The 24,820-nt window shown below is 71.3% G+C and carries 21 protein-coding genes; 8 read left to right on the top strand and 13 right to left on the bottom strand.

The window, feature by feature from the left end:
* Positions 1–23 precede the first annotated feature (23 nt).
* The 3 genes from AB0M63_RS29965 to AB0M63_RS29955 form a co-directional block, all read right to left on the bottom strand.
* Positions 24–1,487: a glutamate synthase subunit beta gene (locus tag AB0M63_RS29965; RefSeq protein ID WP_355912472.1), complete on the bottom strand. Its 1,464-nt coding sequence runs from the start codon at positions 1,485–1,487 to the stop codon at positions 24–26.
* Complete coding sequence (gltB, locus tag AB0M63_RS29960) at positions 1,480–6,075, bottom strand: glutamate synthase large subunit (RefSeq protein WP_355912475.1); 4,596 nt, start codon at positions 6,073–6,075, stop codon at positions 1,480–1,482. The genes AB0M63_RS29965 and gltB overlap by 8 nt, the downstream gene beginning before the upstream one ends.
* Positions 6,076–6,440: 365 nt before the next feature.
* Positions 6,441–7,172: a VIT1/CCC1 transporter family protein gene (locus AB0M63_RS29955; RefSeq protein ID WP_355912482.1), complete on the bottom strand. Its 732-nt coding sequence runs from the start codon at positions 7,170–7,172 to the stop codon at positions 6,441–6,443.
* A gap of 272 nt (positions 7,173–7,444) precedes the next feature.
* On the opposite strand from AB0M63_RS29955, the gene AB0M63_RS29950 reads away from it, so the two are divergent.
* The 7 genes from AB0M63_RS29950 to AB0M63_RS29920 all read left to right on the top strand — a co-directional run bounded on the left by AB0M63_RS29950 (position 7,445) and on the right by AB0M63_RS29920 (position 15,214).
* Entirely contained in the window at positions 7,445–8,524 is a 1,080-nt protein-coding gene (locus AB0M63_RS29950; protein ID WP_366021631.1) for an ADP-ribosylglycohydrolase family protein, read from the top strand.
* Between the two features lie 119 nt (positions 8,525–8,643).
* Complete coding sequence (locus AB0M63_RS29945; RefSeq protein WP_366021806.1) at positions 8,644–9,795, top strand: ADP-ribosylglycohydrolase family protein; 1,152 nt, start codon at positions 8,644–8,646, stop codon at positions 9,793–9,795.
* Positions 9,796–9,803: 8 nt separating this feature from the next.
* Positions 9,804–10,970: an ADP-ribosylglycohydrolase family protein gene (locus tag AB0M63_RS29940; protein ID WP_366021630.1), complete on the top strand. Its 1,167-nt coding sequence runs from the start codon at positions 9,804–9,806 to the stop codon at positions 10,968–10,970.
* Positions 10,958–12,319 carry an ADP-ribosylglycohydrolase family protein gene (locus AB0M63_RS29935; RefSeq protein WP_366021629.1) on the top strand — a complete coding sequence of 454 codons (1,362 nt, stop codon included), beginning with the start codon at positions 10,958–10,960 and terminating at the stop codon, positions 12,317–12,319. The genes AB0M63_RS29940 and AB0M63_RS29935 overlap by 13 nt, the downstream gene beginning before the upstream one ends.
* The gene (gene rbsK, locus AB0M63_RS29930; protein WP_366021628.1) at positions 12,316–13,209 is read left to right on the top strand and encodes a ribokinase; all 894 of its coding nucleotides are present in this window, start codon (positions 12,316–12,318) and stop codon (positions 13,207–13,209) included. The genes AB0M63_RS29935 and rbsK overlap by 4 nt, the downstream gene beginning before the upstream one ends.
* Complete coding sequence (locus AB0M63_RS29925; protein WP_366021627.1) at positions 13,206–14,405, top strand: CoA transferase; 1,200 nt, start codon at positions 13,206–13,208, stop codon at positions 14,403–14,405. The genes rbsK and AB0M63_RS29925 overlap by 4 nt, the downstream gene beginning before the upstream one ends.
* A complete protein-coding gene (locus AB0M63_RS29920; protein ID WP_366021626.1) occupies positions 14,402–15,214 on the top strand; it encodes a CoA ester lyase in 813 nt (270 codons plus the stop codon). Before AB0M63_RS29925 ends, AB0M63_RS29920 begins: the two co-directional genes overlap by 4 nt.
* An 89-nt stretch (positions 15,215–15,303) precedes the next feature.
* On the opposite strand, the gene lgt is transcribed toward AB0M63_RS29920, so the two are convergent.
* The 10 genes from lgt to hisI all read right to left on the bottom strand — a co-directional run bounded on the left by lgt (position 15,304) and on the right by hisI (position 24,100).
* Positions 15,304–16,275, bottom strand: a complete 972-nt coding sequence (gene lgt, locus AB0M63_RS29915) for a prolipoprotein diacylglyceryl transferase (RefSeq protein ID WP_366021625.1) — start codon at positions 16,273–16,275, stop codon at positions 15,304–15,306.
* 93 nt (positions 16,276–16,368) lie between these two features.
* The gene (locus AB0M63_RS29910) at positions 16,369–17,148 is read right to left on the bottom strand and encodes a thioredoxin domain-containing protein (RefSeq protein ID WP_366021624.1); all 780 of its coding nucleotides are present in this window, start codon (positions 17,146–17,148) and stop codon (positions 16,369–16,371) included.
* Positions 17,149–17,242: 94 nt separating this feature from the next.
* A complete protein-coding gene (gene trpA / locus AB0M63_RS29905) occupies positions 17,243–18,058 on the bottom strand; it encodes a tryptophan synthase subunit alpha (RefSeq protein ID WP_366021623.1) in 816 nt (271 codons plus the stop codon).
* Complete coding sequence (gene trpB / locus AB0M63_RS29900; protein ID WP_366021622.1) at positions 18,055–19,338, bottom strand: tryptophan synthase subunit beta; 1,284 nt, start codon at positions 19,336–19,338, stop codon at positions 18,055–18,057. Before trpB ends, trpA begins: the two co-directional genes overlap by 4 nt.
* A 323-nt stretch (positions 19,339–19,661) precedes the next feature.
* Positions 19,662–20,471 (bottom strand): indole-3-glycerol phosphate synthase TrpC, encoded by an 810-nt coding sequence (gene trpC, locus AB0M63_RS29895; RefSeq protein WP_355912515.1) that lies wholly within the window; start codon positions 20,469–20,471, stop codon positions 19,662–19,664.
* 126 nt (positions 20,472–20,597) lie between these two features.
* Positions 20,598–21,053: a DUF2752 domain-containing protein gene (locus tag AB0M63_RS29890; RefSeq protein ID WP_355912518.1), complete on the bottom strand. Its 456-nt coding sequence runs from the start codon at positions 21,051–21,053 to the stop codon at positions 20,598–20,600.
* Between the two features lie 99 nt (positions 21,054–21,152).
* Positions 21,153–21,401 carry an HGxxPAAW family protein gene (locus AB0M63_RS29885; RefSeq protein ID WP_355912520.1) on the bottom strand — a complete coding sequence of 83 codons (249 nt, stop codon included), beginning with the start codon at positions 21,399–21,401 and terminating at the stop codon, positions 21,153–21,155.
* Positions 21,402–21,511: 110 nt separating this feature from the next.
* Entirely contained in the window at positions 21,512–22,153 is a 642-nt protein-coding gene (locus AB0M63_RS29880) for a TIGR02234 family membrane protein (RefSeq protein ID WP_355912523.1), read from the bottom strand.
* Positions 22,154–22,205: 52 nt separating this feature from the next.
* Positions 22,206–23,693, bottom strand: coding sequence for an anthranilate synthase component I (locus AB0M63_RS29875; protein ID WP_366021621.1), 1,488 nt, complete (start codon positions 23,691–23,693; stop codon positions 22,206–22,208).
* 11 nt (positions 23,694–23,704) lie between these two features.
* A complete protein-coding gene (gene hisI, locus AB0M63_RS29870) occupies positions 23,705–24,100 on the bottom strand; it encodes a phosphoribosyl-AMP cyclohydrolase (RefSeq protein WP_355912529.1) in 396 nt (131 codons plus the stop codon).
* 82 nt (positions 24,101–24,182) lie between these two features.
* Between hisI and AB0M63_RS29865 the strand changes: the two genes are divergently transcribed.
* Positions 24,183–24,818, top strand: a complete 636-nt coding sequence (locus tag AB0M63_RS29865; RefSeq protein ID WP_366021620.1) for a TIGR03085 family metal-binding protein — start codon at positions 24,183–24,185, stop codon at positions 24,816–24,818.
* The last annotated feature ends 2 nt before the right edge of the window (positions 24,819–24,820 follow it).

The following is a 24,820-nucleotide window of genomic DNA, read 5'->3' as shown; positions in this document are numbered from 1 at the left end:
ACCCCTCTTTTTTTCTCGGGCCGTCAGACCATCAGCGAGCGGTCTGTCGGGCGGATCGGGGCCGGCAGTTCGCTGGCGCCCGTGAGGAAGCGGTCGACGCCGCGGGCGGCCGAGCGGCCCTCCGCGATCGCCCACACGATGAGGGACTGGCCGCGGCCCGCGTCACCGGCGACGAACACACCGGGGACGTTGGTCTGGAAGTCGGTGTCGCGGGCGATGTTGCCGCGCTCGTCCAGGCCCAGGCCGAACTGCTCGACGAGGCCGTTCTCGCGGTCGGTGCCGGTGAACCCCATGGCCAGCGTGACCAGTTGGGCCGGGATCTTGCGCTCGGTGCCCGGCTTCGGGGTCAGCTTGCCCTCGATGAACTCGACCTCGACGAGGTGCAGCCACTGGACGTTGCCGTCCTCGTCGCCCTCGAAGTGGGTGGTGTTGACGGAGTAGACCCGCTCACCGCCCTCCTCGTGCGCGGAGGTGACCTTGTAGAGCATCGGGAAGGTCGGCCAGGGCTGGGAGACGGCGTTCCGCTCGTCGCCCGGGCGGGGCATGATCTCCAACTGCGTGACGGAGGCGGCGCCTTGGCGGTGCGCCGTACCGACGCAGTCCGCGCCGGTGTCGCCGCCGCCGATCACGACGACGTGCTTGCCCTCGGCCGAGACCGGGGTGGTGACGTAGTCGCCCTCCTGGACCTTGTTCGACAGGGGCAGGTACTCCATCGCCTGGTAGACACCGGTCAACTCCCGCCCGGGGACGGGGAGATCACGGGCGGTGGTGGCACCGGCGGCGACGACGACCGCGTCGTAGCGCTTGCGCAGGTCGGTCGCCTTGAGGTCGCGGCCGATCTCGATGCCGGTGCGGAAGCGGGTGCCCTCCGCGCGCATCTGCTCTATGCGGCGGTTGATGTGCCGCTTCTCCATCTTGAACTCGGGGATGCCGTAGCGGAGAAGGCCTCCGATGCGGTCCGCGCGCTCGTAGACGGCGACGGTGTGGCCGGCCCGGGTGAGCTGCTGGGCGGCGGCGAGGCCCGCCGGGCCCGAGCCGATGACCGCGACGGTCTTGCCGGAGAGGCGCTCGGGGGCCTGCGGGGCGACGTCCCCGGTCTCCCACGCCTTGTCGATGATGGAGACCTCGACGTTCTTGATGGTGACCGGCGGCTGGTTGATGCCCAGCACACAGGCCGACTCGCACGGCGCGGGGCACAACCGCCCGGTGAACTCGGGGAAGTTGTTCGTGGCGTGCAGCCGCTCGGAGGCGGCCGTCCAGTCGCCGCGGTAGGCGTAGTCGTTCCACTCGGGGATCAGGTTCCCCAGCGGACAGCCGTTGTGGCAGAACGGGATGCCGCAGTCCATGCACCGGCCGGCCTGCTTGCCGATGATCGGCAGCAGGGAGCCCGGGACGTAGACCTCGTTCCAGTCCTTCAGACGTACGTCGACGGGGCGGGACTTGGCGACCTCGCGCCCGTGGTTCAGAAAGCCCTTGGGGTCAGCCATTGGTCGCCGCCTCCATCATCTTCTCGGTGATCTCGGTCTCGGAGAGACCCGCTCGCTCGGCGGCGTCCTTGGCGGCGAGCACTGCCTTGTAGGCACTGGGGATGATCTTGCTGAAGCGCTCCACGGACACGGCCCACTCGGCGAGCAGCTTCCCGGCGACCGTGGAACCGGTCTCCTCGGCGTGGCGGCGCACCACGTCGTGCAGCCACTGCTTGTCGGTGTCGTCCAACTCCTCGACGGCGCCCGTGTTCCCGACGTTCACGTTGTCGGGGTTCAGGTCGATGACGTAGGCGATACCGCCGGACATGCCCGCCGCGAAGTTGCGGCCGGTCTCGCCCAGGACGACCGCCCGGCCGCCGGTCATGTACTCGCAGCCGTGGTCGCCCACGCCCTCGGAGACCACGGTGGCACCGGAGTTGCGGACACAGAATCGCTCGCCGGTACGGCCGCGCAGGAACAGCTCGCCGCCGGTCGCGCCGTAGGCGATGGTGTTGCCCGCGATGGTGGAGAACTCGGCGAGGTGGTCGGCGCCCCGGTCGGGACGGACGATGACCCGGCCGCCCGAAAGGCCCTTGCCGACGTAGTCGTTGGCGTCGCCCTCCAGGCGCAGCGTGACACCGCGCGGGAGGAAGGCACCGAAGGACTGGCCCGCGCTGCCGGTGAAGGTGATGTCGATGGTGTCGTCGGGCAGACCGGCACCGCCGAACTTCTTCGTCACCTCGTGGCCGAGCATGGTGCCGACCGTGCGGTTGATGTTGCGGATCGCGACCTGGGCGCGGACCGGCTGGGCGTCGGTGGCGCTGGACGCGGCCAGGGCGTCGGCGGCGAGCTTGATCAGCTCGTTGTCGAGCGCCTTCTCCAGGCCGTGGTCCTGCTGGATGACCTGGTGGAAGGCGGCGCCCTCGGGGAGCTCGGGGACGTAGAACAGCGGGGCCAGGTCCAGGCCCTGCGCCTTCCAGTGGTCGACCGCGCGCTCGACGTCGAGCGTGCCGGCCTGGCCGACGGCCTCCTCGATGGTGCGGAAGCCCAGCTCGGCGAGGATCTCGCGGACCTCCTCGGCGATGAACTGGAAGAAGTTCACGACGTATTCGGCCTTGCCGGCGAACCGGTCGCGCAGCACCGGGTTCTGGGTGGCGATGCCGACCGGGCAGGTGTCCAGGTGGCAGACGCGCATCATGACGCAGCCGGAGACGACGAGCGGCGCGGTCGCGAAACCGAACTCCTCGGCGCCGAGCAGCGCGGCGATGACGACGTCCCGGCCGGTCTTGAGCTGGCCGTCCGTCTGGACGACGATCCGGTCGCGCAGTCCGTTGAGCAGCAGGGTCTGCTGGGTCTCGGCGAGTCCCAACTCCCAAGGTCCACCCGCGTGCTTGAGGGAGGTCAGCGGCGAGGCGCCCGTACCGCCGTCGTGGCCGGAGATCAGGACGACGTCCGCGTGCGCCTTCGACACACCGGCCGCGACCGTGCCGACACCGACCTCGGAGACCAGCTTGACGTGGATCCGCGCCTGCGGGTTCGCGTTCTTCAGGTCGTGGATCAGCTGGGCGAGGTCCTCGATGGAGTAGATGTCGTGGTGCGGCGGCGGGGAGATCAGACCGACACCGGGGGTGCTGTGCCGGGTCTTGGCGACCCACGGGTAGACCTTGTGGCCGGGCAGCTGGCCGCCCTCGCCGGGCTTGGCGCCCTGGGCCATCTTGATCTGGATGTCGTCCGCGTTGACCAGGTACTCGGAGGTGACGCCGAAGCGGCCGGAGGCGACCTGCTTGATGGCGGACCGGCGGGCCGGGTCGTAGAGGCGGTCCGGGTCCTCGCCGCCCTCTCCGGTGTTGGACTTGCCGCCCAACTGGTTCATGGCGATGGCGAGCGTCTCGTGCGCCTCCAGGGAGATGGAGCCGTACGACATGGCGCCGGTGGAGAAGCGCTTGACGATCTCGGAGACGGGCTCGACCTCGTCGATGGAGATCGAGGGCCGGTCCGACTTGAAGCCGAAGAGGCCGCGCAGGGTCATCAGCCGCTCGGACTGCTCGTTCACGCGGTCCGTGTACTTCTTGAAGATGTCGTAGCGGTTGGTGCGCGTCGAGTGCTGGAGGCGGAAGACCGTCTCCGGGTCGAACAGGTGCGGCTCGCCCTCGCGGCGCCACTGGTACTCGCCGCCTATGTCGAGCGCGCGGTGCGCGGGCGCGATGCCGGAGGCGGGGTACGCCTTGGCGTGCCGGGCGGCGACCTCCTGGGCGACGACGTCGATGCCGACCCCGCCGATCTTGGTGGCCGTACCGCTGAAGTAGGCGTTGACGAACTGCTCGTCGAGGCCGACCGCTTCGAAGACCTGGGCGCCCCGGTAGGAGGCGACGGTCGAGATGCCCATCTTGGACATGACCTTGAGGACGCCCTTGCCGAGCGCGTAGATCAGGTTGCGGATGGCCTGCTCGGCCTCGATGTCGGTGAGGAAGGTGCCGGCGCGGACGAGGTCCTCGACGGACTCCATCGCCAGGTACGGGTTGACGGCGGCGGCGCCGAAGCCGATGAGCAGGGCGACGTGGTGGACCTCGCGGACGTCACCGGCCTCGACCAGCAGGCCCACCTGGGTGCGCTGCTTGGTGCGGATGAGGTGGTGGTGGACGGCGGCGGTGAGCAGCAGCGAGGGGATCGGCGCGTGCTCGGCGTCCGAGTGGCGGTCCGAGAGGACGATCAGCCGGGCGCCGTTCTCGATGGCCGCGTCGGCCTCGGTGCAGATCTCCGTGAGACGGGCGGCGAGGGCGTCGCCGCCGCCGGAGACCCGGTACAGGCCGGAGAGGGTCGCGGCCTTCATGCCGGGCATGTCGCCGTCGGCGTTGATGTGGATGAGCTTGGCCAGCTCGTCGTTGTCGATCACCGGGAAGGGCAGGGTGACGCTACGACAGGAAGCGGCCGTCGGCTCAAGCAGGTTGCTCGCGGGGCCGAGGGACGAGCGCAGGGAGGTCACGAGCTCTTCCCTGATGGCGTCCAGCGGCGGGTTGGTGACCTGCGCGAACAGCTGGGTGAAGTAGTCGAAGAGCAGGCGCGGGCGGCTGGAGAGCGCGGCGATCGGCGAGTCGGTGCCCATCGAACCGATCGGCTCGGCACCGGCCTTGGCCATCGGCGCGAGGATGACGCGCAGCTCCTCCTCGGTGTAGCCGAAGGTCTGCTGGCGGCGGGTGACCGAGGCGTGGGTGTGCACGATGTGCTCACGCTCGGGCAGGTCGGACAGCTCGATCTCGCCGGCTTCCAGCCAGTCGCCGTACGGCTTCTCGGCGGCGAGGCCGGCCTTGATCTCGTCGTCCTCGATGATGCGGTGCTCGGCGGTGTCCACGAGGAACATGCGGCCGGGCTGGAGGCGGCCCTTGCGGACGACCTTCGCGGGGTCGATGTCGAGGACGCCGACCTCGGAGCCGAGGACGACGAGGCCGTCGTCGGTGACCCAGTAGCGGCCGGGGCGCAGGCCGTTGCGGTCGAGGACCGCGCCGACCTGGGTGCCGTCGGTGAAGGTGACACAGGCCGGGCCGTCCCAGGGCTCCATCATCGTGGCGTGGAACTGGTAGAAGGCGCGGCGGGCCGGGTCCATGGAGGCGTGGTTCTCCCACGCCTCCGGAATCATCATCAGCACGGAGTGCGGCAGCGAACGCCCGCCCAGGTGCAGCAGTTCGAGCACCTCGTCGAAGGACGCGGAGTCGGAGGCGTCGGGCGTGCAGATCGGGAAGACCCGGTCGAGCTTGTCCTGGTCGCCGAAGAGGTCGGAGACGAGCTGGGACTCGCGGGCCGCCATCCAGTTGCGGTTGCCCTTGACCGTGTTGATCTCGCCGTTGTGCGCGACGAAGCGGTACGGGTGGGCGAGCGGCCACGACGGGAAGGTGTTGGTGGAGAACCGGGAGTGCACGAGCGAGATCGCCGAGGCGAAGCGGCGGTCGGACAGGTCCGGGAAGAACGGCTCCAGCTGGCCCGTGGTGAGCATGCCCTTGTAGACGATGGTCCGCGCGGACAGCGAGGGGAAGTAGACGCCGGCCTCGCGCTCGGCGCGCTTGCGCAGCACGAACGCCTTGCGGTCGAGGTCGATGCCCTCGGTCTCGCCGTCGCTCACGAAGACCTGCCGGAAGACCGGCATGGTCGAACGCGCGGTGGCGCCGAGGAGTTCGGGGGCGGTCGGGACCTCGCGCCAGCCGAGGACCGTGAGGCCCTCCTCCGCGGCGATCGTCTCGACCTGTGAAACGGTCGCATCGGCGCCGTCGCGGGGCAGGAAGGCGATGCCGACCGCGTAGCCACCGGCGGCGGGCAACTCGAATCCGGCCACCTCGCGGAAGAAGGAGTCCGGTACCTGGGACAGGATGCCCGCGCCGTCGCCCGAGTCGGGCTCGGCACCGGTAGCACCGCGGTGCTCCAGGTTGCGCAGCACCGTGAGCGCCTGCTCGACCAGCGCATGGCTCGCCTCGCCGGTGAGGGTGGCCACGAAGCCGACGCCACAGGCGTCGTGCTCGTTGCGGGGGTCGTACATACCCTGCGCGGCAGGGCGAGCATCCATGAAGGACCAGTTCTGGCCGTTCGTGGTCTGCTGGGACGGCTGGCGCGGCGTACGCATCGGCTCTCCCGTCGTCGTCGTGGCATATGCATGGGCATAGGGACGACGTTGGCCCTCTGCGAGTTGACGCAAAATTTCGTGCAGGTTACATGATGGAACGGTTCTCGGGAACCGGATACTCCGTTCCAACATGCGGACGCCGCGGGGTGGCGGCGGCGCACCGCACAGGCGGTGGAGATTAAGGGGACCAAAGCGAACAGATCGATGTCCGTCGGCCCGGGGCAGAGGGAGCGTCGTCGCCCATCCCGCGGGTGCGCCACAGGCGTCGTTGCCCGCAGCGCTTACGGCTCATGCCCGGTGGTTAAGCGTTCGAAACCAGTGGGTAACGGCTACTTATGCGGCTCAATGTATAAGTGCGCGTCGAGCTATCCTACGACCGTTCCGAACAAGGTGCCCAGGACGTACGTCACACCGGCCGCCGCTCCGCCCAGCGCTAGCTGCCGCAGCCCGCTGAACCACCAGGTCCGCGCGGTCACCCGGGCCACCACCGCACCACAGCCGAACAGCCCGATCAGCGCGAGCAGCAGGGCCGGCCACAGCGCGGTCGCCCCGAGCAGGAACGGCAGTACGGGAAGCAGCGCCCCCAGCGCGAACGAACCGAACGACGACACGGCGGCGACCAGCGGCGAGGGCAGATCACCGGGGTCGATCCCCAGCTCTTCCCGGGCATGTATCTCCAGAGCCTGCTCGGGATCGCGCGAGAGCTGCCGGGCGACCTCGCGGGCCAGCCCGGCCTCGACCCCACGACTCTCATAGAGGGAGGCCAGCTCCCCCTCCTCGTCCTCCGGGTGCTTGCGCAGCTCCCGTCGCTCGACTTCCAACTCGGCCTCGACCAGCTCGCGTTGGGAGGCGACGGAGGTGTACTCGCCGGCCGCCATGGAGAAGGCACCGGCGGCGAGCCCGGCCAACCCCGTGATGACGACGGTCTGATGGCTCACGGCACCGCCCACGACACCGGTCATCAGGGCGAGGTTGGAGACCAGACCGTCCATCGCGCCGAACACCGCGGGGCGCAGCCAACCGCCGTTGACATCGCGGTGGGTGTGGTTGTCGCGGTGCGCCTCGTGAAGCGTCGCCCCGGTCTCGATGATGGCCATGCCGGCTCCCCCAAAAATCCTTAGGTAAGGCTAAGTTTAGACAACTTCTACTCTTCGACAACGCCAAACCTACGCCTTTCATTTCCCCCTCGCCACCAAGGAAAGGCTGCGCTAACCAGCACCTTTACCCTCGAACGCTCACCCGTGGCGGGCTCCGATCAGATATCGACCGGGTGATGTTTGCACTGGGTCAGGCTCTGCCGAAGGCCTCCCGTGGGAGACATCAGCAAAGGGTTCCGCGCCCTGCGGGAACCCCGTAGGAGAGGCCGCGTATGGCATCGATCGCCTGCATTCCCCCGGTCCCGGCGCCCGAGAACGCCCCCGAACTCCGCGAACGGGCACACGGCGCGCTGCTCGGCCTGGCCGTCGGGGACGCGCTCGGGGCACCGGCGGAGAACATGAAACCCTCGGAGATCCGCGCCCGTTGGGGCCGCATCACGGGGTACGTGGCGGAGCATCCCGCGGGCACGGACGACACCGAGTACGCGATCTTCTCCGGTCTCCTCCTGGCCCGGCACGGCTCGGCCCTGACCCCCTCCCATGTGGAGGCGGCCTGGCACGAGTGGATCGCCGACCGCGACGAGGGCCCGTTCCGGGGCGCGGGCTTCAGCGAACGCGGCACGCTGGAGAACCTCCGCCGAGGCCTGGCCGCACCCATCTCCGCCCAGCACCGCCACGCCTGGAGCGACGGCCTCGCCATGCGGGCGGCCCCCTTCGGCGTCTTCGCGGCGGGCCGTCCCGCCGAGGCGGCCCGCCTGGTCGCGATCGACGGCTCGGTGAGCCACGACGGCGAGGGCATCTACGGCGGCCAGGCGGTCGCGGCGGGCGTCGCGGCGGCGATGGCGGGCGCCCCCACGATCGCGGTGGTGGCATCGGCCCTCGCGGTCGTCCCGGACGACTCCTGGACGGCCCGCTCCCTCCGCCGAGCGGTGGCGGTCGCCCACCGGGGCGAACGAGCGGTCCGCTCCGCCGTCGTCATCGGCGGCTACCCCTGGACCGACCTGGCCCCCGAGGCGGTCGCCCTCGCCTTCGGCGCGTACGCGGCGGCGGACGGCGACTTCACGGACTCCGTCCTCACCGCGGTCAACATGGGCAGGGACGCGGACACGACGGCGGCGGTGGCAGGCGCCCTGGCCGGCGCGACCCGCGGCGCGTCCGCGATCCCGCCCGAGTGGGCGACGGCGATCGGTCCCGCACGGGGTAGTTGCCTGCCGGCCATGGCGGGCCACCACGTGCTGGACATCGCGGAGTTGCTCGTGCCCGGGGAGGGCGGCAAGTGGGGCGCGGTGACTCCGGTACCCGATCGGACGGAGTACGTACTGGCGGCGGACGAGGACGAGGTGGAGCTGTGAGGCACGGTGCGGACGGGGAGGCACGGGGGAGACAGACGGGGGTCACGAGTCAGGCAAGGGCGCTCGAACTCGCGGACACGGAGAGCGAGTTGGGACTGCTGGGACGACCTGCACCTGACCTGCCGGCCCTACTGACGCCACCCGCACCCGGCAACAAACCCCGCCGCATCGAAGGCCTGCTCCTCGGCCTCGCCGCAGGTGATGCCGCCGGCTGGCCCGCCGCGAGGCACCGGGCCGCCCGCATGCCCGAGTGGACTCGCCGTCTCACACGCGAACTCGACACCTTCGCCGAACAGAACGCGACCACGACACTCCCCGTCCCCATCGCACTCAACCAACCCCCCGAGCCCCTGCGCCTGGGGCCCTCCGACGACGCCGAATGGGCGGCCTTCGCGGCCGAAGCCGTACTGCGGGCCGGCGACGACACGGTCCTCGGCGACCTCAGCAGGGAACGCAGGACCAGAGCCGCGATCGACCTCACCTGGAACGCCATCGCCAGCGAAGTCGCCGCCGCGGCGGACCGAGCACCGGAGGTCGAGTCGGCCGTACTCCCCCTCCGCGCCCGCATCTCCGTACGCGCCGGTCTCGGCAACCTCGCCGCCGGTCTGCGCCCACCCGCGACCGGCCACGACAACCCCCACTACTTCGACGACGCCGCCTGCGTACGGGCCTGCGTCCTCGCGGTGGCGCACCCCGGCGACCCCCAACTCGCCGCCGCCCTGGCCGAGTTCGACGCCCATTACACCCAGGACGGGGACGGGGTCCACGGCGCGAGGGCCATGGCGGCGGCGCTCGCGCTCGCCCTGGTCGGCGCGGACGTGGACACCTGCGTGGCAGCCGCCCTCGCCGAACTCCCCGAAGCGACGGAGATCGGCCGCAACGCCCGCCACGCGCTCGCACTGGCGCGGGACAGCGACAGCGCGTTCGCCCTGATCCCCCTCCTGGAACACCAGATCGTCGACCACGTCTACAGCTACGGCATCGCCGCCGCCGAAACCGTCCCGGTCGCCCTCGCTCTCGCCACCGCGTCCCGCGGCCGTATCGCGGAAGCGGTCCCCGCCGCGGCCTGCCTCTCCCGCGTCGCCGACTCCGCACCCGCCCTCGCCGGCGCCCTCACCGGAGCACTGAGCGGCGGACAAGCGATCCCCGCCGCCTGGCGGGACGCCTGCCGCACCCTCTCCGGCTGCGCCCTCCCCCGCCTCACCGGCACCGATCTCGTAGAACTCGCCGAACTCCTGGAAGCCACACAACCGGCCCCACCAGGAGGATGATTCGGGGCATGACGCCCAAAGAACCAGATAGCAGCCTTGAGGACCGGATCACCGGAGCCCTCGTGGGTGCCGCGGTCGGCGATGCCCTCGGCGGTCCCGTCGAGGGCTACTCCCCCGACCAGATCCTCGAACGGCACGGCGGTCGCGTGCACGGCATCGTCGGCCCCTGGAACGGCGACGCGTGGCGCACCGCCCGCCCGATCGCGCCGTACCACAAGGGCGACGGCCACGTCACCGACGACACCTTGATGACCCACGCTCTGGTACGGGTCTACGCGACCGTCCGCGACCACCTCGACGCGTACGCGATCGCCGACCACCTGGTCCCCGACCTGATGACGAACCCGCGCTGGATCCCGGAGTTGGAGGCGGAGGTCATCCCCCTCCAGCGCGTCTTCCTCGCCGAGAAGTGGCTCGCGACCCGCCTCCACTACGGCCATGTCGACCCCCGCGAGGCCGGCGTCGGCAACATCGTCAACTGCGGTGCCGCGATGTACATGGCACCGGTCGGCCTGGTCAACGCGGGTAATCCGGCCGGGGCTTACGCGGAAGCCCTCGACATCGCGGGCGCCCACCAGTCGTCCTACGGCCGTGAGGCCGCCGGTGTCCTCGCGGCGGCGGTGGCCGCGGCCTGCGCGCCGGACGCGAGCCCGGACTCGGTGGTGGCCGCCTGCCTGGCCCTGGCCAAGGACGGCACCCGTACCGCCATCGAGGAGGTCTGCGAAGTGGCCGCCCGCTACTCGGACTTCGAGTCGGCGCTGGTCCCCCTGCGGGAGGCGGTCGCGCCGTACGACACGGTCGGCCCCGACTACCGCGCCCCCTCCCTGGACGCCCGCCGCCCCTCCCGCACCCGCGCGATCGAGGAACTCCCCGTCGCCCTGGGCATGTTGGTGGTCTCCGGCGGCGACTACCGCCACGCGGTGCTGGGTTCGGTGAACTACGGCCGGGACTGCGACTCGATCGCGACGATGGCGGGCGCGATGGCCGGCGCCCTGGGTTCGCCGGTCCCGCAGGACTGGTCGAAGTCGGTCGCCGAGGCCAGCCGCCTGGACCTCTGGGAGCCGGCCACGACCCTCACCGCCGTCACCCGCGAGGTCTTCGCACGCGATGTCCGCCGACGCCGGGCCCACGAGGCCGCGTTCACCGCGATCGGAGGAGTGCGGTGCTCCGACTGACCTGGGTCCAGCCGGAGGACCTGCTCGGCCACGAGCTGCGCCAGGCGGCCCAGGACGGGCGCGAGCCGTCGGCGATCGCGGCGCGCTGGCGGGCGGCGGGCGGCATGGAGGCACCGGCCCGGGCGGGCGCCTCGACCGAACCCGCCACCCGCTACCTCCGGTTGCTCGCCGAGGACCTCCTCGACGAACTGGCCGACCTGCCCAGCAGGTTGGCCGACCAGGAGCCGACCGACCTGGCGAAGATCAAGAGTCTGTGCCCCAACTGGCCCACGGCACAAGCCACTTCCCCGCCCCGCCCCGCCGTCCTGCACGCCGCCTGGCTGGGCCGGGCCGTCGGCTGTCTGCTCGGCAAACCCGTCGAGAAGATCACCCTCGACGGCATCCGCCAACTCGCCCGAGCCACCGGCAATTGGCCCCTCACCTCCTACTTCACCGCCCGGGGTGTCCCCGCCGACCTCCTCGCCGCCCACCCCTGGAACCGCCGCTCCGCCCCCACCTCCCTCGCCGAGAACATCGACGGCATGCCCGAGGACGACGACCTCAACTACCCCCTGCTGAACCTCCTGTTGCTACAGCGCCACGGCAAGGGCTTCACCACCGCGGACGTGGCGAAGCTCTGGCTCGACGAACTCCCCGCCGGCCGCACCTTCACCGCCGAACGCGTCGCCTACCGCAATCTGCTCTCCGGCCTCGAACCCCCGCGAACGGCCCGTCACCGCAACCCGTTCCGCGAATGGATCGGCGCCCTGATCCGCGCCGACGTCCACGGCTGGACCAACCCCGGCGACCCGGGCGCGGCAGCCGCACAGGCCCACCGCGACGCCACCCTCACCCACACCGCCAACGGCGTCTACGCGGCGATGTTCACGGCGGCCGTCATCGCCACCGCTGCCACCGGCACCCAGGACGTCCACACCTGCCTGCGCACCGGACTGACGGTCGTCCCGCCCGCCTCCCGCCTCGCCAAGGCGGTCCACCATGCCCTCCAACTTGCCCGGAAACACCGGGACTTCGACGCCGTGGTGGACGAACTCCACACCACCCACGCCCGCACCCACCACTGGGTCCACGCGATCCCGAACACCGCGCTGATCGTCGCCGCCCTCACCCACGCGGACGGCGACTTCACCGGCTCCATCTGCCGTGCGGTGTCGGGCGGCCTGGACACCGACTCCAACGGCGCCACGGTCGGCAGCGTCGCGGGCCTCCTCGCCGGCACCCCCACCGCACTCCCCGACCGCTGGACGACCCCCCTCAAGAACCGACTCGCCACCTCCGTAGGCGACTTCAACGGCGTCGGCTTCGACACCCTCGCCCGGCTCACCCACCAGGAGACCGCCCGCCCATGACCCATATCGCCGTGCTCGGCAGCACGAACATGGACCTCGTCGCCTACGTCACGAAGGCCCCGCGGCGCGGAGAGACCGTGACGGGACGGGAGTTCCGCACGATCCCCGGCGGCAAGGGCGCCAACCAGGCGATCGCCGCGGCCCGTTCGGGCGCCGACGTCACCATCATCGGAGCGGTCGGCGACGACGCCTACGGCGCCCGACTCCGGTCCACCTTCGAGCACTCCGGCGTCGACACCGACCATCTGCGCACCGTCGAGGGCCCGTCCGGCACCGCGCACATCGTCGTGGACGACGAGGGCGGCAACGCGATCGTCGTGATCCCCGCCGCCAACGGCACCGTCGACCACCTCGCCCCCGGCGACGAGGGCCTCATCGCCACGGCCGACGCCCTGCTCCTCCAACTGGAGATCCCCCTCGCAGCGGTGATCGCGGGCGCGGAGGCGGCCCGCCGCCACGGCGTCCGGACGATCCTCACCCCCGCCCCCGCGCAACCCCTGCCGCCCGAACTCCTCGCCACCATCGACCTGTTGGTGCCCAACGAGCACGAGGCGACCGCCCTCACCGACCGCACCGACCCGCGCGAGGCGGCCGTCGCGCTGCTCGACCAGGTGCCCGAGGTGATCATCACCCTCGGCTCGGCGGGCATTCTGTACGCGGCCCGGGGCGCCGAGCCGTTCACCGTCCCCGCACCGCAGGTGACGGCCGTGGACTCGACCGGCGCGGGCGACACCTTCGTCGGCGCGCTGGCGGTGGCGCTCGCCGAGGGGCGCCCGATGCGGGACGCGCTGGGATGGGCGGCGGCGGCCGCCGCGCTCTCCGTGCAGCGGCCGGGGGCGACGGCGTCGATGCCGTACCGCCCGGAGATCGAGAAGCAGTACGCCTCATGACCGAGACGACCACAACTCCCCTGTCAGGGCTGCGCGTTCTGGACCTCGCGACACTCTTCGCCGGGCCCCTCGCCGCGACCATGCTCGGCGACTTCGGCGCCGAGGTCGTCAAGGTCGAGCACCCCGCCAAACCCGATCCGTCCCGGGGCCACGGCCCGTCGAAGGACGGCGTAGGCCTGTGGTGGAAGCTGCTCGGCCGCAACAAGCGCACGATCACCCTCGACCTGTCGAAGCCGGGCGGACGCGACACCCTCCTCCGGCTCGCCGCCACCGCCGACGTGATCATCGAGAACTTCCGCCCCGGCACCCTGGAGAAATGGGACCTGGGCTGGGCCGAACTCTCCGCCGCCAACCCGCGGTTGATCCTCGCCCGGGTCACCGCCTTCGGCCAGTTCGGGCCCTACGCGCACCGCCCCGGCTTCGGCACCCTCGCCGAGGCGATGAGCGGCTTCGCCGCGATCACCGGCGAACCGGACGCGCCCCCGACCCTCCCGCCGTTCGGCCTCGCCGACTCGATCGCGGGCCTGGCGACGGCGTACGCGGTGATGACGGCCCTCGCCGCCCGCGACCGCACCGGCGAGGGGCAGGTCGTCGACATGGCGATCATCGAACCGATCCTGACCGCGCTGGGCCCCCAGCCCCTCTGGTACGACCAGCTCGGCCATGTCCAGCCGCGCACCGGCAACCGCTCCCAGAACAACGCCCCGCGCAACACCTACCGTACGGCGGACGGCAGTTGGGTCGCCGTCTCGACCTCGGCCCAGTCGATCGCCGAGCGCGTGATGCGCCTCGTCGGCCGCCCGGAGCTGATCGACGAACCCTGGTTCGCGACCGGCGCCGACCGGGCCCGGCACGCCGACGTCCTGGACGCGGCGGTCGGCGACTGGATCGCGCGACGCACCCGCACCGAGGTCCTGGCCGCCTTCGAGAAGGCGGAGGCGGCGGTCGCCCCGATCCAGGACGTACGGGACGTGATGACGGACCCGCAGTACCAGGCCCTCGACACGATCACCACCGTCGACGACCCCGAACTCGGCCCCCTCCGTATGCAGAACGTCCTCTTCCGCCTCTCCGCCACCCCCGGCGCCATCCGCTGGCCGGGCCGCCCCCACGGCGCCGACACGGACACGGTCCTGTCCGAACTGGGCCTGACCGAGACCGAGTTGGCCGCTCTTCGTCGGGCGGGCGCCCTGTGACCGCGTACCCCCTGACCTGGCTCTACGTCCCCGGCGACCGCCCCACGATCGTCACCAAGGCCCTCGCCGCCGGCGCCGACGTGGTCGTCGTCGATCTGGAGGACGCGGTCGCCCCCGACCGCAAGGAGTACGCCCGCGCGGCCACGGCGGAACTCCTCGCGGAGCCTCGGCCCGAAGTCCATGTACGCGTCAATGCCCTGGGCAGCCCGTGGGCGGCGGACGACCTCCGGGCCCTCGCACCCCTTCCGGGCCTGTCCGGCCTTCGACTCCCGAAGGTCACATCCGCCGAGGAGGTCGTGGCCGTGGCGGAAAGGGCCCCCGGCCTCCCCCTGTACGCCCTTCTGGAGACGGCCCTCGGCATCGAGCGGGCCTTCTCGATCGCCACCGCCCACCCCGCCCTGCGCGGCATCACGCTCGGCGAGGCGGATCTACGGGCCGACCTGGGCGTGCGTGAGGAGGCGGGCCTGGACTGGTCCCGGTCCCGGGTGATCGTGGCCGCCCGGGCCGCGGGCCTGGCCCCGCCGCCCCAGTCGGTCCACCCGGACATCCGCGACCTCGAAGCGCTGGCCGCCTCCTGCGCCCACGGCCGCGCCCTGGGCTTCCTCGGCCGGGCGGCGATCCACCCCCGCCAGCTCCCGGTCATCGAACGTGCCTATCTCCCGACCGCCGAGGAGATCGAGCAGGCCGAGACGGTCGTCAAGGCGGCGATGCGGGAGAAGGGCGCACAGGCTCTGCCCGACGGCCGGTTCATCGACGCGGCGGTGGTGGCGGCGGCGCAGCGCACCCTCACGCTGGCGCGCCGCACCTGACACGCGATGAGGGCGCCCCGTCTGACACGGGACGCCCTCATCGTCGTAGAACCAGTGGATCCAGTGGAATGGAACCAGTGGACCAGCCGTCAGCTCTTCTTCGCCGACTCGGCCTCGTCCTTCTTCTCCGTGACGTCCGCTTCCGTGGCGTCCTCGACGTCCGCGTCTTCCTTCGGCGCCTCTTCCGAGACCGCCTCGCTGTCGTCGTCGCCGTCGGTCGCGTCGGCGGCGGTCTCCGCCTCCGGTGCCTCCGGCTCGACGACCTCTTCGCGGCCCGGGCGCTTCTTCGCCGAGATCACCATGTAGAGCACCGCGAGGATGAAGACGATCATCGCGGTCCAGTCGTTCAACCGCAGGCCCAGGATGTGGTGGGCGTCGTCGACGCGCATGTACTCGATCCAGCCGCGGCCCACGCAGTAGGCGGCGACGTACAGCGCGAACGCCCGGCCGTGGCCCAGCTTGAAGCGGCGGTCGGCCCAGATGACGAGGAAGCCGACGCCGATGCACCACAGGGACTCGTACAGGAACGTCGGGTGGTAGTAGCCCGGTACCCGGCCGTCCGTCGAGGACGTGATGTGCAGCGCCCAGGGGAGGTGGGTCTCGCGGCCGTACAGCTCCTGGTTGAACCAGTTGCCCCAGCGGCCGATGGCCTGGGCGAAGGCGATGCCGGGGGCGAGGGCGTCGGCCCAGGCCGGCAGCGGGATGCCACGGCGGCGGCAGCCGATCCACGCGCCCACCGCGCCGAGCGCGATCGCGCCCCAGATACCGAGGCCGCCCTGCCACACCTTGAAGGCGTCCACCCAGTCGCGGCCCTCGCTGAAGTACAGCTCGTAGTCCGTGATCACGTGGTACAGGCGACCGCCGACGAGGCCGAACGGCACGGCCCAGACAGCGATGTCGGCCACCGTCCCGACCTTGCCGCCGCGGGCGACCCAGCGTTTGTTGCCGAGCCAGACGGCGACGAAGACGCCGATGATGATGCAGAACGCGTAGCCGCGCAGCGGAATGGGGCCGAGGTGGATGACCCCGCGCGACGGGCTGGGAATGTAGGCAAGTTCCATGGCAGGGTCGACGCTACCGTGCCGGACCGCGACCACGGCAAGCGGCCCGGCTACGGCTCCATAACGGGCCGGTGTGAAAACCGGCCCGCCGTCTCACCCCTTGTTGGCCGCCTGGACCAACTGCTTCAGCTTCGCCGGGGTCATCGACTGGTCCGCGTAGATGTTCTTGCCGTCGAAGAGGACGGTCGGGGTGCCGGTGAATCCGCCGGCCTGGAACGCGGCGGCGGACTTGATGACCCAGCTGTCGTGCGTACCGTTGTTGACGCACTTCTGGAAGGCGGGTGTGTCGAGGCCGCTGACCTTGCCCGCCAGCTCGATCAGCTTGGCGTTGCTGGAGAACGCGTCGTCCGTCTCCTTGGGCTGGTTCTCGTACAGCGTGTCGTGGTAGTCGCGGAACTTTCCGGCGTCCTGGGCGCAGGCCGCCGCGTTGGCCGCGCGCTTGGAGCCGGTGCCGCCGAGATTGCCGTCGATGATCGTGACCAGGTGGTACTGCACCTTGAGCTGCCCGGAGTCGGTCAGCTCATGGAGCGTCGAACGGTACGCCGTCTCGAAGGCCTGGCAGGCCGGGCAGCGGAAGTCCTCCCACACCGTGAGCGTCGGCTTGGCGCTGTCCTTGCCGACCTGGATCGCCAGGCTGTCCTTGCCGGTCGCCCCGGAGGGCGCCACGACGGGGCCCGCCTTACCGCTGCCGCTGTCGTCCTTGCCGGAGTTCGCGGCGAGGACGCCGATCACCGACGCCAGCCCCAGCACGCAGACGACGCTCGCGGCCACGATCAGCGTGCGCCGCCGCCTCTCCGCGGCCTTCTGCTTCTCACGCTCGACCGCCAGCCGCTCGCGGGCGGTGCGCTTTCCGTCACGGTTCTTCTCGCTCACACCCCGCAGAACGAACCGGGGAGGCGCAGCGCGCCTCCCCGGTCCCAGGTCCACCCATACGAGGGACCCGTCGTTCTCTCACACGCGCGTGCCGCTACGCCTGGCCGCGCACGCCCTTCGCCAGCTCGCCCGCGAGTGCGCGGACCGCCTCGACGCCGGCCGCGTCGTCCGGCGCATCCAGCATCCGCTTGACGAAGGCGGAGCCGACGATCACGCCGTCCGCGAAGCGGGCCACCTCGGCGGCCTGCCGGGCGTCGGAGACACCGAGGCCGACACACACGGGCGTGTCGGTGGTGGCCCGGGTGCGCTCGACGAGGTCCTGCGCCTGCGCGCCCACCGACTCACGGGTGCCGGTGACGCCCATCAGCGAGGCGGCGTAGACGAAGCCGGTGCCGACCTTGGTGATCTCGGCGAGCCGGGCGGCCTTGCTGCTGGGCGCGACCACGAAGACCGTGGCGAGCCCGTGCTTCTCGGCGTGCTCCCTCCACAGCCCCGCCTCCTGCACGGGCAGGTCGGGCAGGATGCAGCCGGCGCCGCCCGCCTCGGCCAGTTCGGCGGTGAAGCGCTCGACGCCGTAGCGGTCGATCGGGTTCCAGTACGTCATGACGAGTACGGGCTTGCCGGTCGCCGTGTGGGCCTCGCGGACCGTACGCATCACGTCCGCGATCTTGACTCCGCCGCGCAGGGCGATGTCGTCGGCGGTCTGGATGACGGGGCCGTCGAGGACGGGGTCGCTGTGCGGCAGGCCCACCTCGACGATGTCCGCGCCGCCGTCGAACGCGGCCTTGACCGCGGCGATGCCGCCGTCCACGGTCGGGAACCCGGCCGGGAGGTAGGCGATGAGCGCGGCGCGTCCCTCGGCCTTGGCGGCGGCGAGGGTATCGGACAGCAGTTGGATGTTGCCGCTCACTTGGCGTCCCCCTCGATCTCGGCGGTGTCGGCGGAATTGGCCGCCACTTCGGCGTCCGTGTCGTACAGGCCGAAGTAGCGTGCGGCCGTGTCCATGTCCTTGTCGCCGCGCCCGGACAGGTTGACGACGATCAGCCCGTCCTTGCCCAGCTCCTTGCCGACCTCCAGCGCGCCCGCGAGCGCGTGGGCGCTCTCGATCGCCGGGATGATGCCCTCGGTGCGCGACAGCAGGCGCAGGGCCTGCATGGCGGCGTCGTCGGTGACCGCGCGGTACTCGGCGCGGCCGCTGTCCTTGAGGTAGGAGTGCTCGGGGCCGATGCCCGGGTAGTCCAGTCCGGCCGAGATCGAGTAAGGCTCGGTGATCTGGCCCTCCTCGTCCTGGAGGACGTAGGACCGCGAACCGTGCAGGATGCCGGGTTCGCCCGCGGTGAGGGTCGCCGCGTGCTCGCCGGTCTCGACGCCGTGGCCGGCCGGCTCGCAGCCGATGAGGCGTACGCCGGCGTCCGGGATGAAGGCGTGGAAGAGGCCGATGGCGTTCGAGCCGCCGCCGACACAGGCGACGGCCGCGTCGGGAAGGCGTCCGGCGCGCTCCAGGATCTGGCGGCGGGCCTCGACGCCGATCACCCGGTGGAAGTCGCGGACCATGGCCGGGAAGGGGTGCGGGCCGGCGACCGTACCGAAGAGGTAGTGCGTGCGGTCGACGTTGGCCACCCAGTCGCGGAAGGCCTCGTTGATCGCGTCCTTGAGGGTGCGGCTGCCGGACTTCACGGCGATGACCTCGGCGCCGAGCATGCGCATCCGGGCCACGTTCAGGGCCTGGCGCTGGGTGTCGATCTCGCCCATGTAGATGGTGCATTCGAGGCCGAACAGTGCGCAGGCGGTGGCGGTCGCGACACCGTGCTGGCCGGCGCCGGTCTCCGCGATGACCCGGGTCTTGCCCATCCTCTTGGTGAGCAGGGCCTGGCCGAGCACATTGTTGATCTTGTGGGAGCCGGTGTGGTTCAGATCCTCGCGCTTGAGGAAGATCCGGGCGCCACCCGCGTGCTCCGCGAAGCGGGGTACCTCGGTGAACGCGCTGGGCCTGCCGGTGTAGTTGACGAGCAGGTCGTCCAACTCGCGGGCGAACTCGGGGTCGTGCTTCGCCTTGTCGTACTCGACGGCCACCTCGTCCACGGCGGCGACGAGGGCCTCCGGGATGAACTTGCCGCCGAACGCGCCGAAGTAGCCCTCGGCGCTGGGGACTTGACCCTCGGGGTCCGGAATGAAGAACTCGCTGGGCATGCGGAAACCTCACGGTGAGTTTATGGAGAATGCACTAAACGCCGTGGGGGCAGGGGGTGTTGGTCGGCTGCGAGTCCGTCGGGACCGGTCGCACCCGAGCGGCGGTGGCCGCAGATCAATCAGAGCCCCGGGCCCCGGAAAGCCCGCTGCCATCGCATGCCGTTCACTTGCCCCGGCTCGTCTCCGATGACGTAGCGCACCCTGCGACCGTGCACCCGGCGTGCGGGTGCGCGGCAGCCACGGGGGCGGCAGCCGCGCGCGAGGCGGGCGTACCGGTCCATGGAGGGGGTCGTCGGAGTCATCGCCAGGATCCTACCGGCTGATCAGCTACGGCCGTGCCGCAGTGCCGGGTGCTCGCCCGCCGCCACCAGGTCCGAGACCGCCGACTTGGGGTCGCGGCCGGTGACCAGGGACTCGCCGACCAGGACCGCGTCGGCGCCCGCGTTGGCGTAGGCGATGAGGTCGTGGGGGCCGCGGACGCCGGACTCGGCGATCTTGACGATGTGGGCCGGGATCTCGGGGGCAACGCGCTCGAAGGTGCCGCGGTCGACCTCAAGGGTCTTGAGGTTGCGGGCGTTGACACCGATGACCTTGGCGCCGGCGTCGACCGCGCGGTCGACCTCGTCCTCGTCGTGGACCTCGACGATCGGCGTGAGGCCGATCGACTCGGCGCGCTCGATGAGGGACTCCAGGGCGGGCTGGTCCAGGGCCGCGACGATCAGCAGGGCGATGTCGGCGCCGTAGGCCCGGGCCTCCCAGAGCTGGTACGACGTGACGATGAAGTCCTTGCGGAGGACGGGGATGTCCACGCGGGCGCGGACGGCCTCCAGGTCGGCCAGGGAGCCGCCGAAGCGGCGCTGCTCGGTGAGGACGGAGATGACGGCGGCGCCGCCAGCCTCGTAGTCCGCGGCCAGGCCCGCCGGGTCGGCGATCGCGGCCAGCGCGCCCTTGGAGGGGCTGGAGCGCTTGACCTCGCAGATGACCTTGACGCCGTCGCCGCGCAGGGCGGCGATCCCGTCCTTGGCCGCGGGAGCCTTCGCCGCGCGCTCCTTGAGCTCGTCGAGGCTGACGCGCGCCTGCCGTTCCGCCAGGTCGGCACGGACTCCGTCGATGATCTCGTCGAGCACACTCACGCGAGCGGCCCCCTTCCGGACGGTGGAAAAGCAATGGTCACATCTGACCTCGATGGTATCCGGAGGAAGGCGTAGGCCTCGCATCCGGTTGACGCCGGTCCCACTACCTGGACATACGCCGGTTGATCAAGGATGTAGCCAGCCACCGAACGGCAGGTTCCGGACAACCGTGAAGACCAGCACCAACGCGCCCAGACTCCACATCTGGACCCGCCCGAGTTCGATCCGGGCCGGCCGGCCGCGCCCCGCGCGGATCACCCAGACGGTCCATACGACCATGAAGGCCAGATAGCCCACCACCGCGATCGCGTTGTCCTGGAGGGCCGCCAGGAAGTCCCCGTGGATGAACTCGTGCGCGCTGCGCAGGCCACCGCAGCCGGGGCAGTACAGGCCGGTGAAGCGGTACAGGGGGCACACGGGGTAGTGGCCGGGGTGGTTCGGGTCGACGGTGCCGACGTAGGCGAACGCTCCGGCGACGGCCGCGAGGACGCCCGCGGGCACGGCGACGCGGTTCAGCACGGAGGCGGAGGCGAGGGCGCGTGTCTTCGGCATGCTCTGGCTGTCGGCGTTCACGTCTCGCATTGTGCCCCCTGGCCCTTTCACGCCGCACACGCGCGTGAGGGGCGGTTCCCGGTGCTTCCGGGACCGCCCCTCCACGAAGTGGTGGCTGACAGCTGCGGCTCAGCTGTCAGCGGGCGCCGTCTTGCCGAGCAACTCGGTCAGGTCCTGGGGGCGGTCCTTGGGCATGCCCATACCCATCGCGCTCATGACCCAGCCGACGATGCCGCCGACGATCACGATCCCCATACCGGCCCAGAAGCCGGCCGGCTGCGCCATGACCATGAAGGCGCCCGCGACCAGGAAACCGATGAAGGCGATGGTCGTACCGGTCCAGGCGGCCAAAGTGTGACCGTGGCTGTTGCCCGCCATGACTTGCTCCTCGTTGCTGTGTGCGTGTGTGAGCAGACGCTCACGGCTCATTGTTCCGCACGCGTGCGGGTGCGGTGCTTCGGGGTGGGTGCACGCGCGCGTCGGGGCGGTTACGCGCCGGTGGGGTCCTCGCCGCGGTCGAGGGCCTTCCAGATGTCCTCGGGGCGGTCGGGGTCCACTACGGGGGCCTTACGGGCCTTGGGGGCGCCGTTGCGTTCGTAGCGGCCGGACATGGCGGGCCAGCGGCGGCCGTAGAAGAGGGCGAGCAGGCCGGCCAGCAGGATCAGTGCGCCGCCGACCGCGGCGACGTAGGGCCAGGCGGTGTGGTCGAAGGCGTGCACGACGGACGAGGTGTCGCCGGAGGCCTGGGCGGCCTTGTCGTCGAGCGCGGAGCTGTCGGTGGCGCCCAGGAGGGCGGCGGCGACGATGCCGGCGCCGGAGAGCGCGAGGAGGGCGGAGACGGCGAAGCGGCCCGTCCTGCGGACGGCGAAGACGGCGACGAGCGCGGCGAGGCCCACTATGGCGAGCGCCGCGGGGACACCCGTGACGTCGCTGCCCTTGGCGGACAGCGGGAACGCGTCGCCTGCCACCGTCGCGGTCCCCATCGACCAGCGCTGACGGGTGGCCAGCAGTGCCACGGCCGCGCCGAGCGCACCGCTCAGCAGGGCCACGGCGAGGCTGCGGCGGCCGGCGCGCGCGGGGCCTTCGCCTTCGGAACGGGGGTGAGGAACAGCAGCAGTCACGTAGTCCACTATCGCTCGAACCCCGGGCGAACCGTCACCCGGGGTTCATATGACCCTCGTCCTATTGCCCGAGCCGGTTCGCCGTGTGCACCGCGCGGAGGACGGCCGCCGCCTTGTTGCGGCACTCCTGGTCCTCCAGCTCGGGGTCCGAGTCGGCGACGATGCCGGCACCCGCCTGGACGTAGGCCGTGCCGTCGCGGAGCAGGGCCGTACGGATGGCGATGGCGGTGTCGGAGTCGCCGGCGAAGTCCAGATAGCCGACGCAGCCGCCGTACAACCCCCTTCTGGACGGCTCCAGTTCGTCGATGATCTGCATCGCGCGGGGCTTGGGCGCGCCGGAGAGGGTGCCGGCCGGGAAGCAGGCGGTCAGGACGTCGAAGGCGGTACGGCCCGCGGCGACCGTGCCGGTCACGGTGGAGACGATGTGCATCACGTGGGAGTAGCGCTCCACCGACATGAAGTCGACGACCTCGACCGAGCCGGGTTCGCAGACGCGTCCCAGATCGTTACGTCCGAGGTCGACCAGCATGAGGTGTTCGGCGCGCTCCTTGGGGTCGGCGAGCAGCTCGTCGGCGAGGGCCTGGTCCTCCTGCGGGGTCGCGCCGCGGTGCCGGGTGCCGGCGATGGGGTGGACCATCGCGCGGCCCTCCTCGACCTTGACGAGGGCTTCCGGGGAGGAGCCGACGACGTCGAAGCCGTCGAAGCGGAACAGGTACATGTACGGCGACGGGTTGGTGGCCCGCAGTACGCGGTACACGTCCAACGCGCTTGCCGTGCACGGTGTTTCGAAGCGCTGGGAGGGGACGACCTGGAAGGCCTCGCCCGCGCGGATGCGCTCCTTGACGTCCTCGACGGCCGCCTGGAAGTCGGGGCCGCCCCACAGCGCGGTGTACTCGGGGAGCTCGGAGGGCGGGAGCTGGGCGGGCGGCTGGGCCACCGCGCGGGAGAGGTCAGCCTCCATGGCGTCGAGGCGGGCCACCGCGTCCGCGTAGGCCTCGTCCACGCCCGTGTCGAGGTCGTTGTGGTTGATCGCGTTGGCGATCAGCAGGACCGAGCCCTCCCAGTGGTCCATCACGGCGAGGTCGCTGGTGAGGAGCATGGTCAGCTCGGGGAGCCCCAGGTCGTCGCGCTCGCCGGGGCCGATCTTCTCCAGGCGGCGGACGATGTCGTAGCCGAGATAGCCGACCATGCCGCCGGTGAAGGGCGGCAGGCCTTCCTGGTGCGGGGTGTGCAGGGTCTCGATGGTGGCGCGCAGGGCGGCGAGGGGGTCGCCGTCGACCGGGACGCCGACGGGCGGGGTGCCGAGCCAGTGGGCCTGTCCGTCGCGGGCGGTGAGGGTGGCGGCGGAGCGGACACCGACGAAGGAGTACCGGGACCATTGAAAAGCTGTGCGGCCGTTCTCCGCGGACTCCAGGAGGAAGGTGCCGGGGCGCTCGGCGGCGAGCTTGCGGTAGAGCGCGACCGGGGTGTCGCCGTCGGCGAGGAGCTTGCGGGTGACCGGGATGACGCGGCGGTCGGAGGCCAGCTTGCGGAAGGTCTCGAGGTCCATGGCGGCTGACCTTACTGACCGGGGACGGCGGTGCCGGAATCGGCGCCGTCCTTGAGGAGTACGTCGGCGTCGAAGCAGGTGCGAGCGCCCGTGTGGCAGGCGGCGCCGACCTGGTCGACCTTCACCAGGACGGTGTCCGCGTCGCAGTCCAGGGCGACCGACTTGACGTGCTGGACGTGTCCTGAGGTGTCGCCCTTCACCCAGTACTCCTGGCGGCTGCGGGACCAGTACGTGCAGCGGCCCGTCGTCAGGGTGCGGTGCAGTGCCTCGTCGTCCATCCAGCCGAGCATCAGCACCTCACCGGTGTCGTACTGCTGGGCGATGGCGGGGACGAGCCCGTCGACGCCGCGCTTGAGGCGGGCGGCGATCTCGGGGTCGAGGCTGCTGGGAGGGGGCGCGCTGGTCATGGTGCCATTGTGCCGCGCGGCACTGACAACACCGGCCGGGCGTCCACTGTGCGGACCCGGTGGGTGGTCGTAGGCTGACTGTATGTCGACCTTCGCCAAGCGTGAACGACTTCTCCTCGCCGACCTCCTGGAGACGGCGGGTCCCGACGCGCCGACCCTCTGCGAGGGATGGCAGACCCGTGACCTCGCCGCGCACGTGGTGGTGCGGGAGCGCCGCGCGGACGCCGCCGGCGGCATCATGATCAAGCAGCTCGCGCCCCGCCTGGACCGGGTGATGGCGGAGTTCGCGGCCAAGCCGTACGAGGAGCTGATCCAGCTCATCCGTACGGGCCCGCCGCGCTTCTCCCCGTTCCAGCTCAAGCAGCTCGACGAGGCGTCCAACACGGTCGAGTTCTACGTCCACACGGAGGACGTACGCCGTGCGCAGGAGGAGTGGACGCCACGCGAACTGGACCCGGTGTTCCAGGACGCCCTGTGGTCCCGCCTGGAGCGCATGGCCCGCCTGGTGGGCCGCACCGCGCCGACCGGCCTGGTCCTGCGCCGCCCAGACGGCCAGACCGCGGTCGCCCACAAGGGCACACCGGTCGTGACGGTGACCGGCGAGCCCTCGGAACTGCTGATGTTCGTCCACGGCCGGCAGAGCACGGCCAAGGTGGAGCTGGACGGCGAGGAGAACGCGATCGCCAAGCTCCAGGAGGCCAAGCAGCTGGGGATCTGAGC

Origin of the sequence: Streptomyces sp. NPDC051576 (genome assembly GCF_040681835.1) — a bacterium.
GTDB lineage: Bacteria > Actinomycetota > Actinomycetes > Streptomycetales > Streptomycetaceae > Streptomyces.
Note: the sequence above shows the minus strand (reverse complement) of the source record. Positions and strands in the feature narration are given on the sequence as shown.

Coding starts and splice junctions, on each gene's coding strand:
- AB0M63_RS29965 (WP_355912472.1), bottom strand. CDS start 1,487: ATGGCTGACCCCAAGGGCTTTCTGAACCACGGGCGCGAGGTCGCCAAG.
- gltB (WP_355912475.1), bottom strand. CDS start 6,075: ATGCGTACGCCGCGCCAGCCGTCCCAGCAGACCACGAACGGCCAGAAC.
- AB0M63_RS29955 (WP_355912482.1), bottom strand. CDS start 7,172: ATGGCCATCATCGAGACCGGGGCGACGCTTCACGAGGCGCACCGCGAC.
- AB0M63_RS29950 (WP_366021631.1), top strand. CDS start 7,445: ATGGCATCGATCGCCTGCATTCCCCCGGTCCCGGCGCCCGAGAACGCC.
- AB0M63_RS29940 (WP_366021630.1), top strand. CDS start 9,804: ATGACGCCCAAAGAACCAGATAGCAGCCTTGAGGACCGGATCACCGGA.
- rbsK (WP_366021628.1), top strand. CDS start 12,316: ATGACCCATATCGCCGTGCTCGGCAGCACGAACATGGACCTCGTCGCC.
- AB0M63_RS29925 (WP_366021627.1), top strand. CDS start 13,206: ATGACCGAGACGACCACAACTCCCCTGTCAGGGCTGCGCGTTCTGGAC.
- lgt (WP_366021625.1), bottom strand. CDS start 16,275: ATGGAACTTGCCTACATTCCCAGCCCGTCGCGCGGGGTCATCCACCTC.
- trpB (WP_366021622.1), bottom strand. CDS start 19,338: ATGCCCAGCGAGTTCTTCATTCCGGACCCCGAGGGTCAAGTCCCCAGC.
- AB0M63_RS29890 (WP_355912518.1), bottom strand. CDS start 21,053: ATGCGAGACGTGAACGCCGACAGCCAGAGCATGCCGAAGACACGCGCC.
- AB0M63_RS29885 (WP_355912520.1), bottom strand. CDS start 21,401: ATGGCGGGCAACAGCCACGGTCACACTTTGGCCGCCTGGACCGGTACG.
- AB0M63_RS29875 (WP_366021621.1), bottom strand. CDS start 23,693: ATGGACCTCGAGACCTTCCGCAAGCTGGCCTCCGACCGCCGCGTCATC.
- hisI (WP_355912529.1), bottom strand. CDS start 24,100: ATGACCAGCGCGCCCCCTCCCAGCAGCCTCGACCCCGAGATCGCCGCC.
- AB0M63_RS29865 (WP_366021620.1), top strand. CDS start 24,183: ATGTCGACCTTCGCCAAGCGTGAACGACTTCTCCTCGCCGACCTCCTG.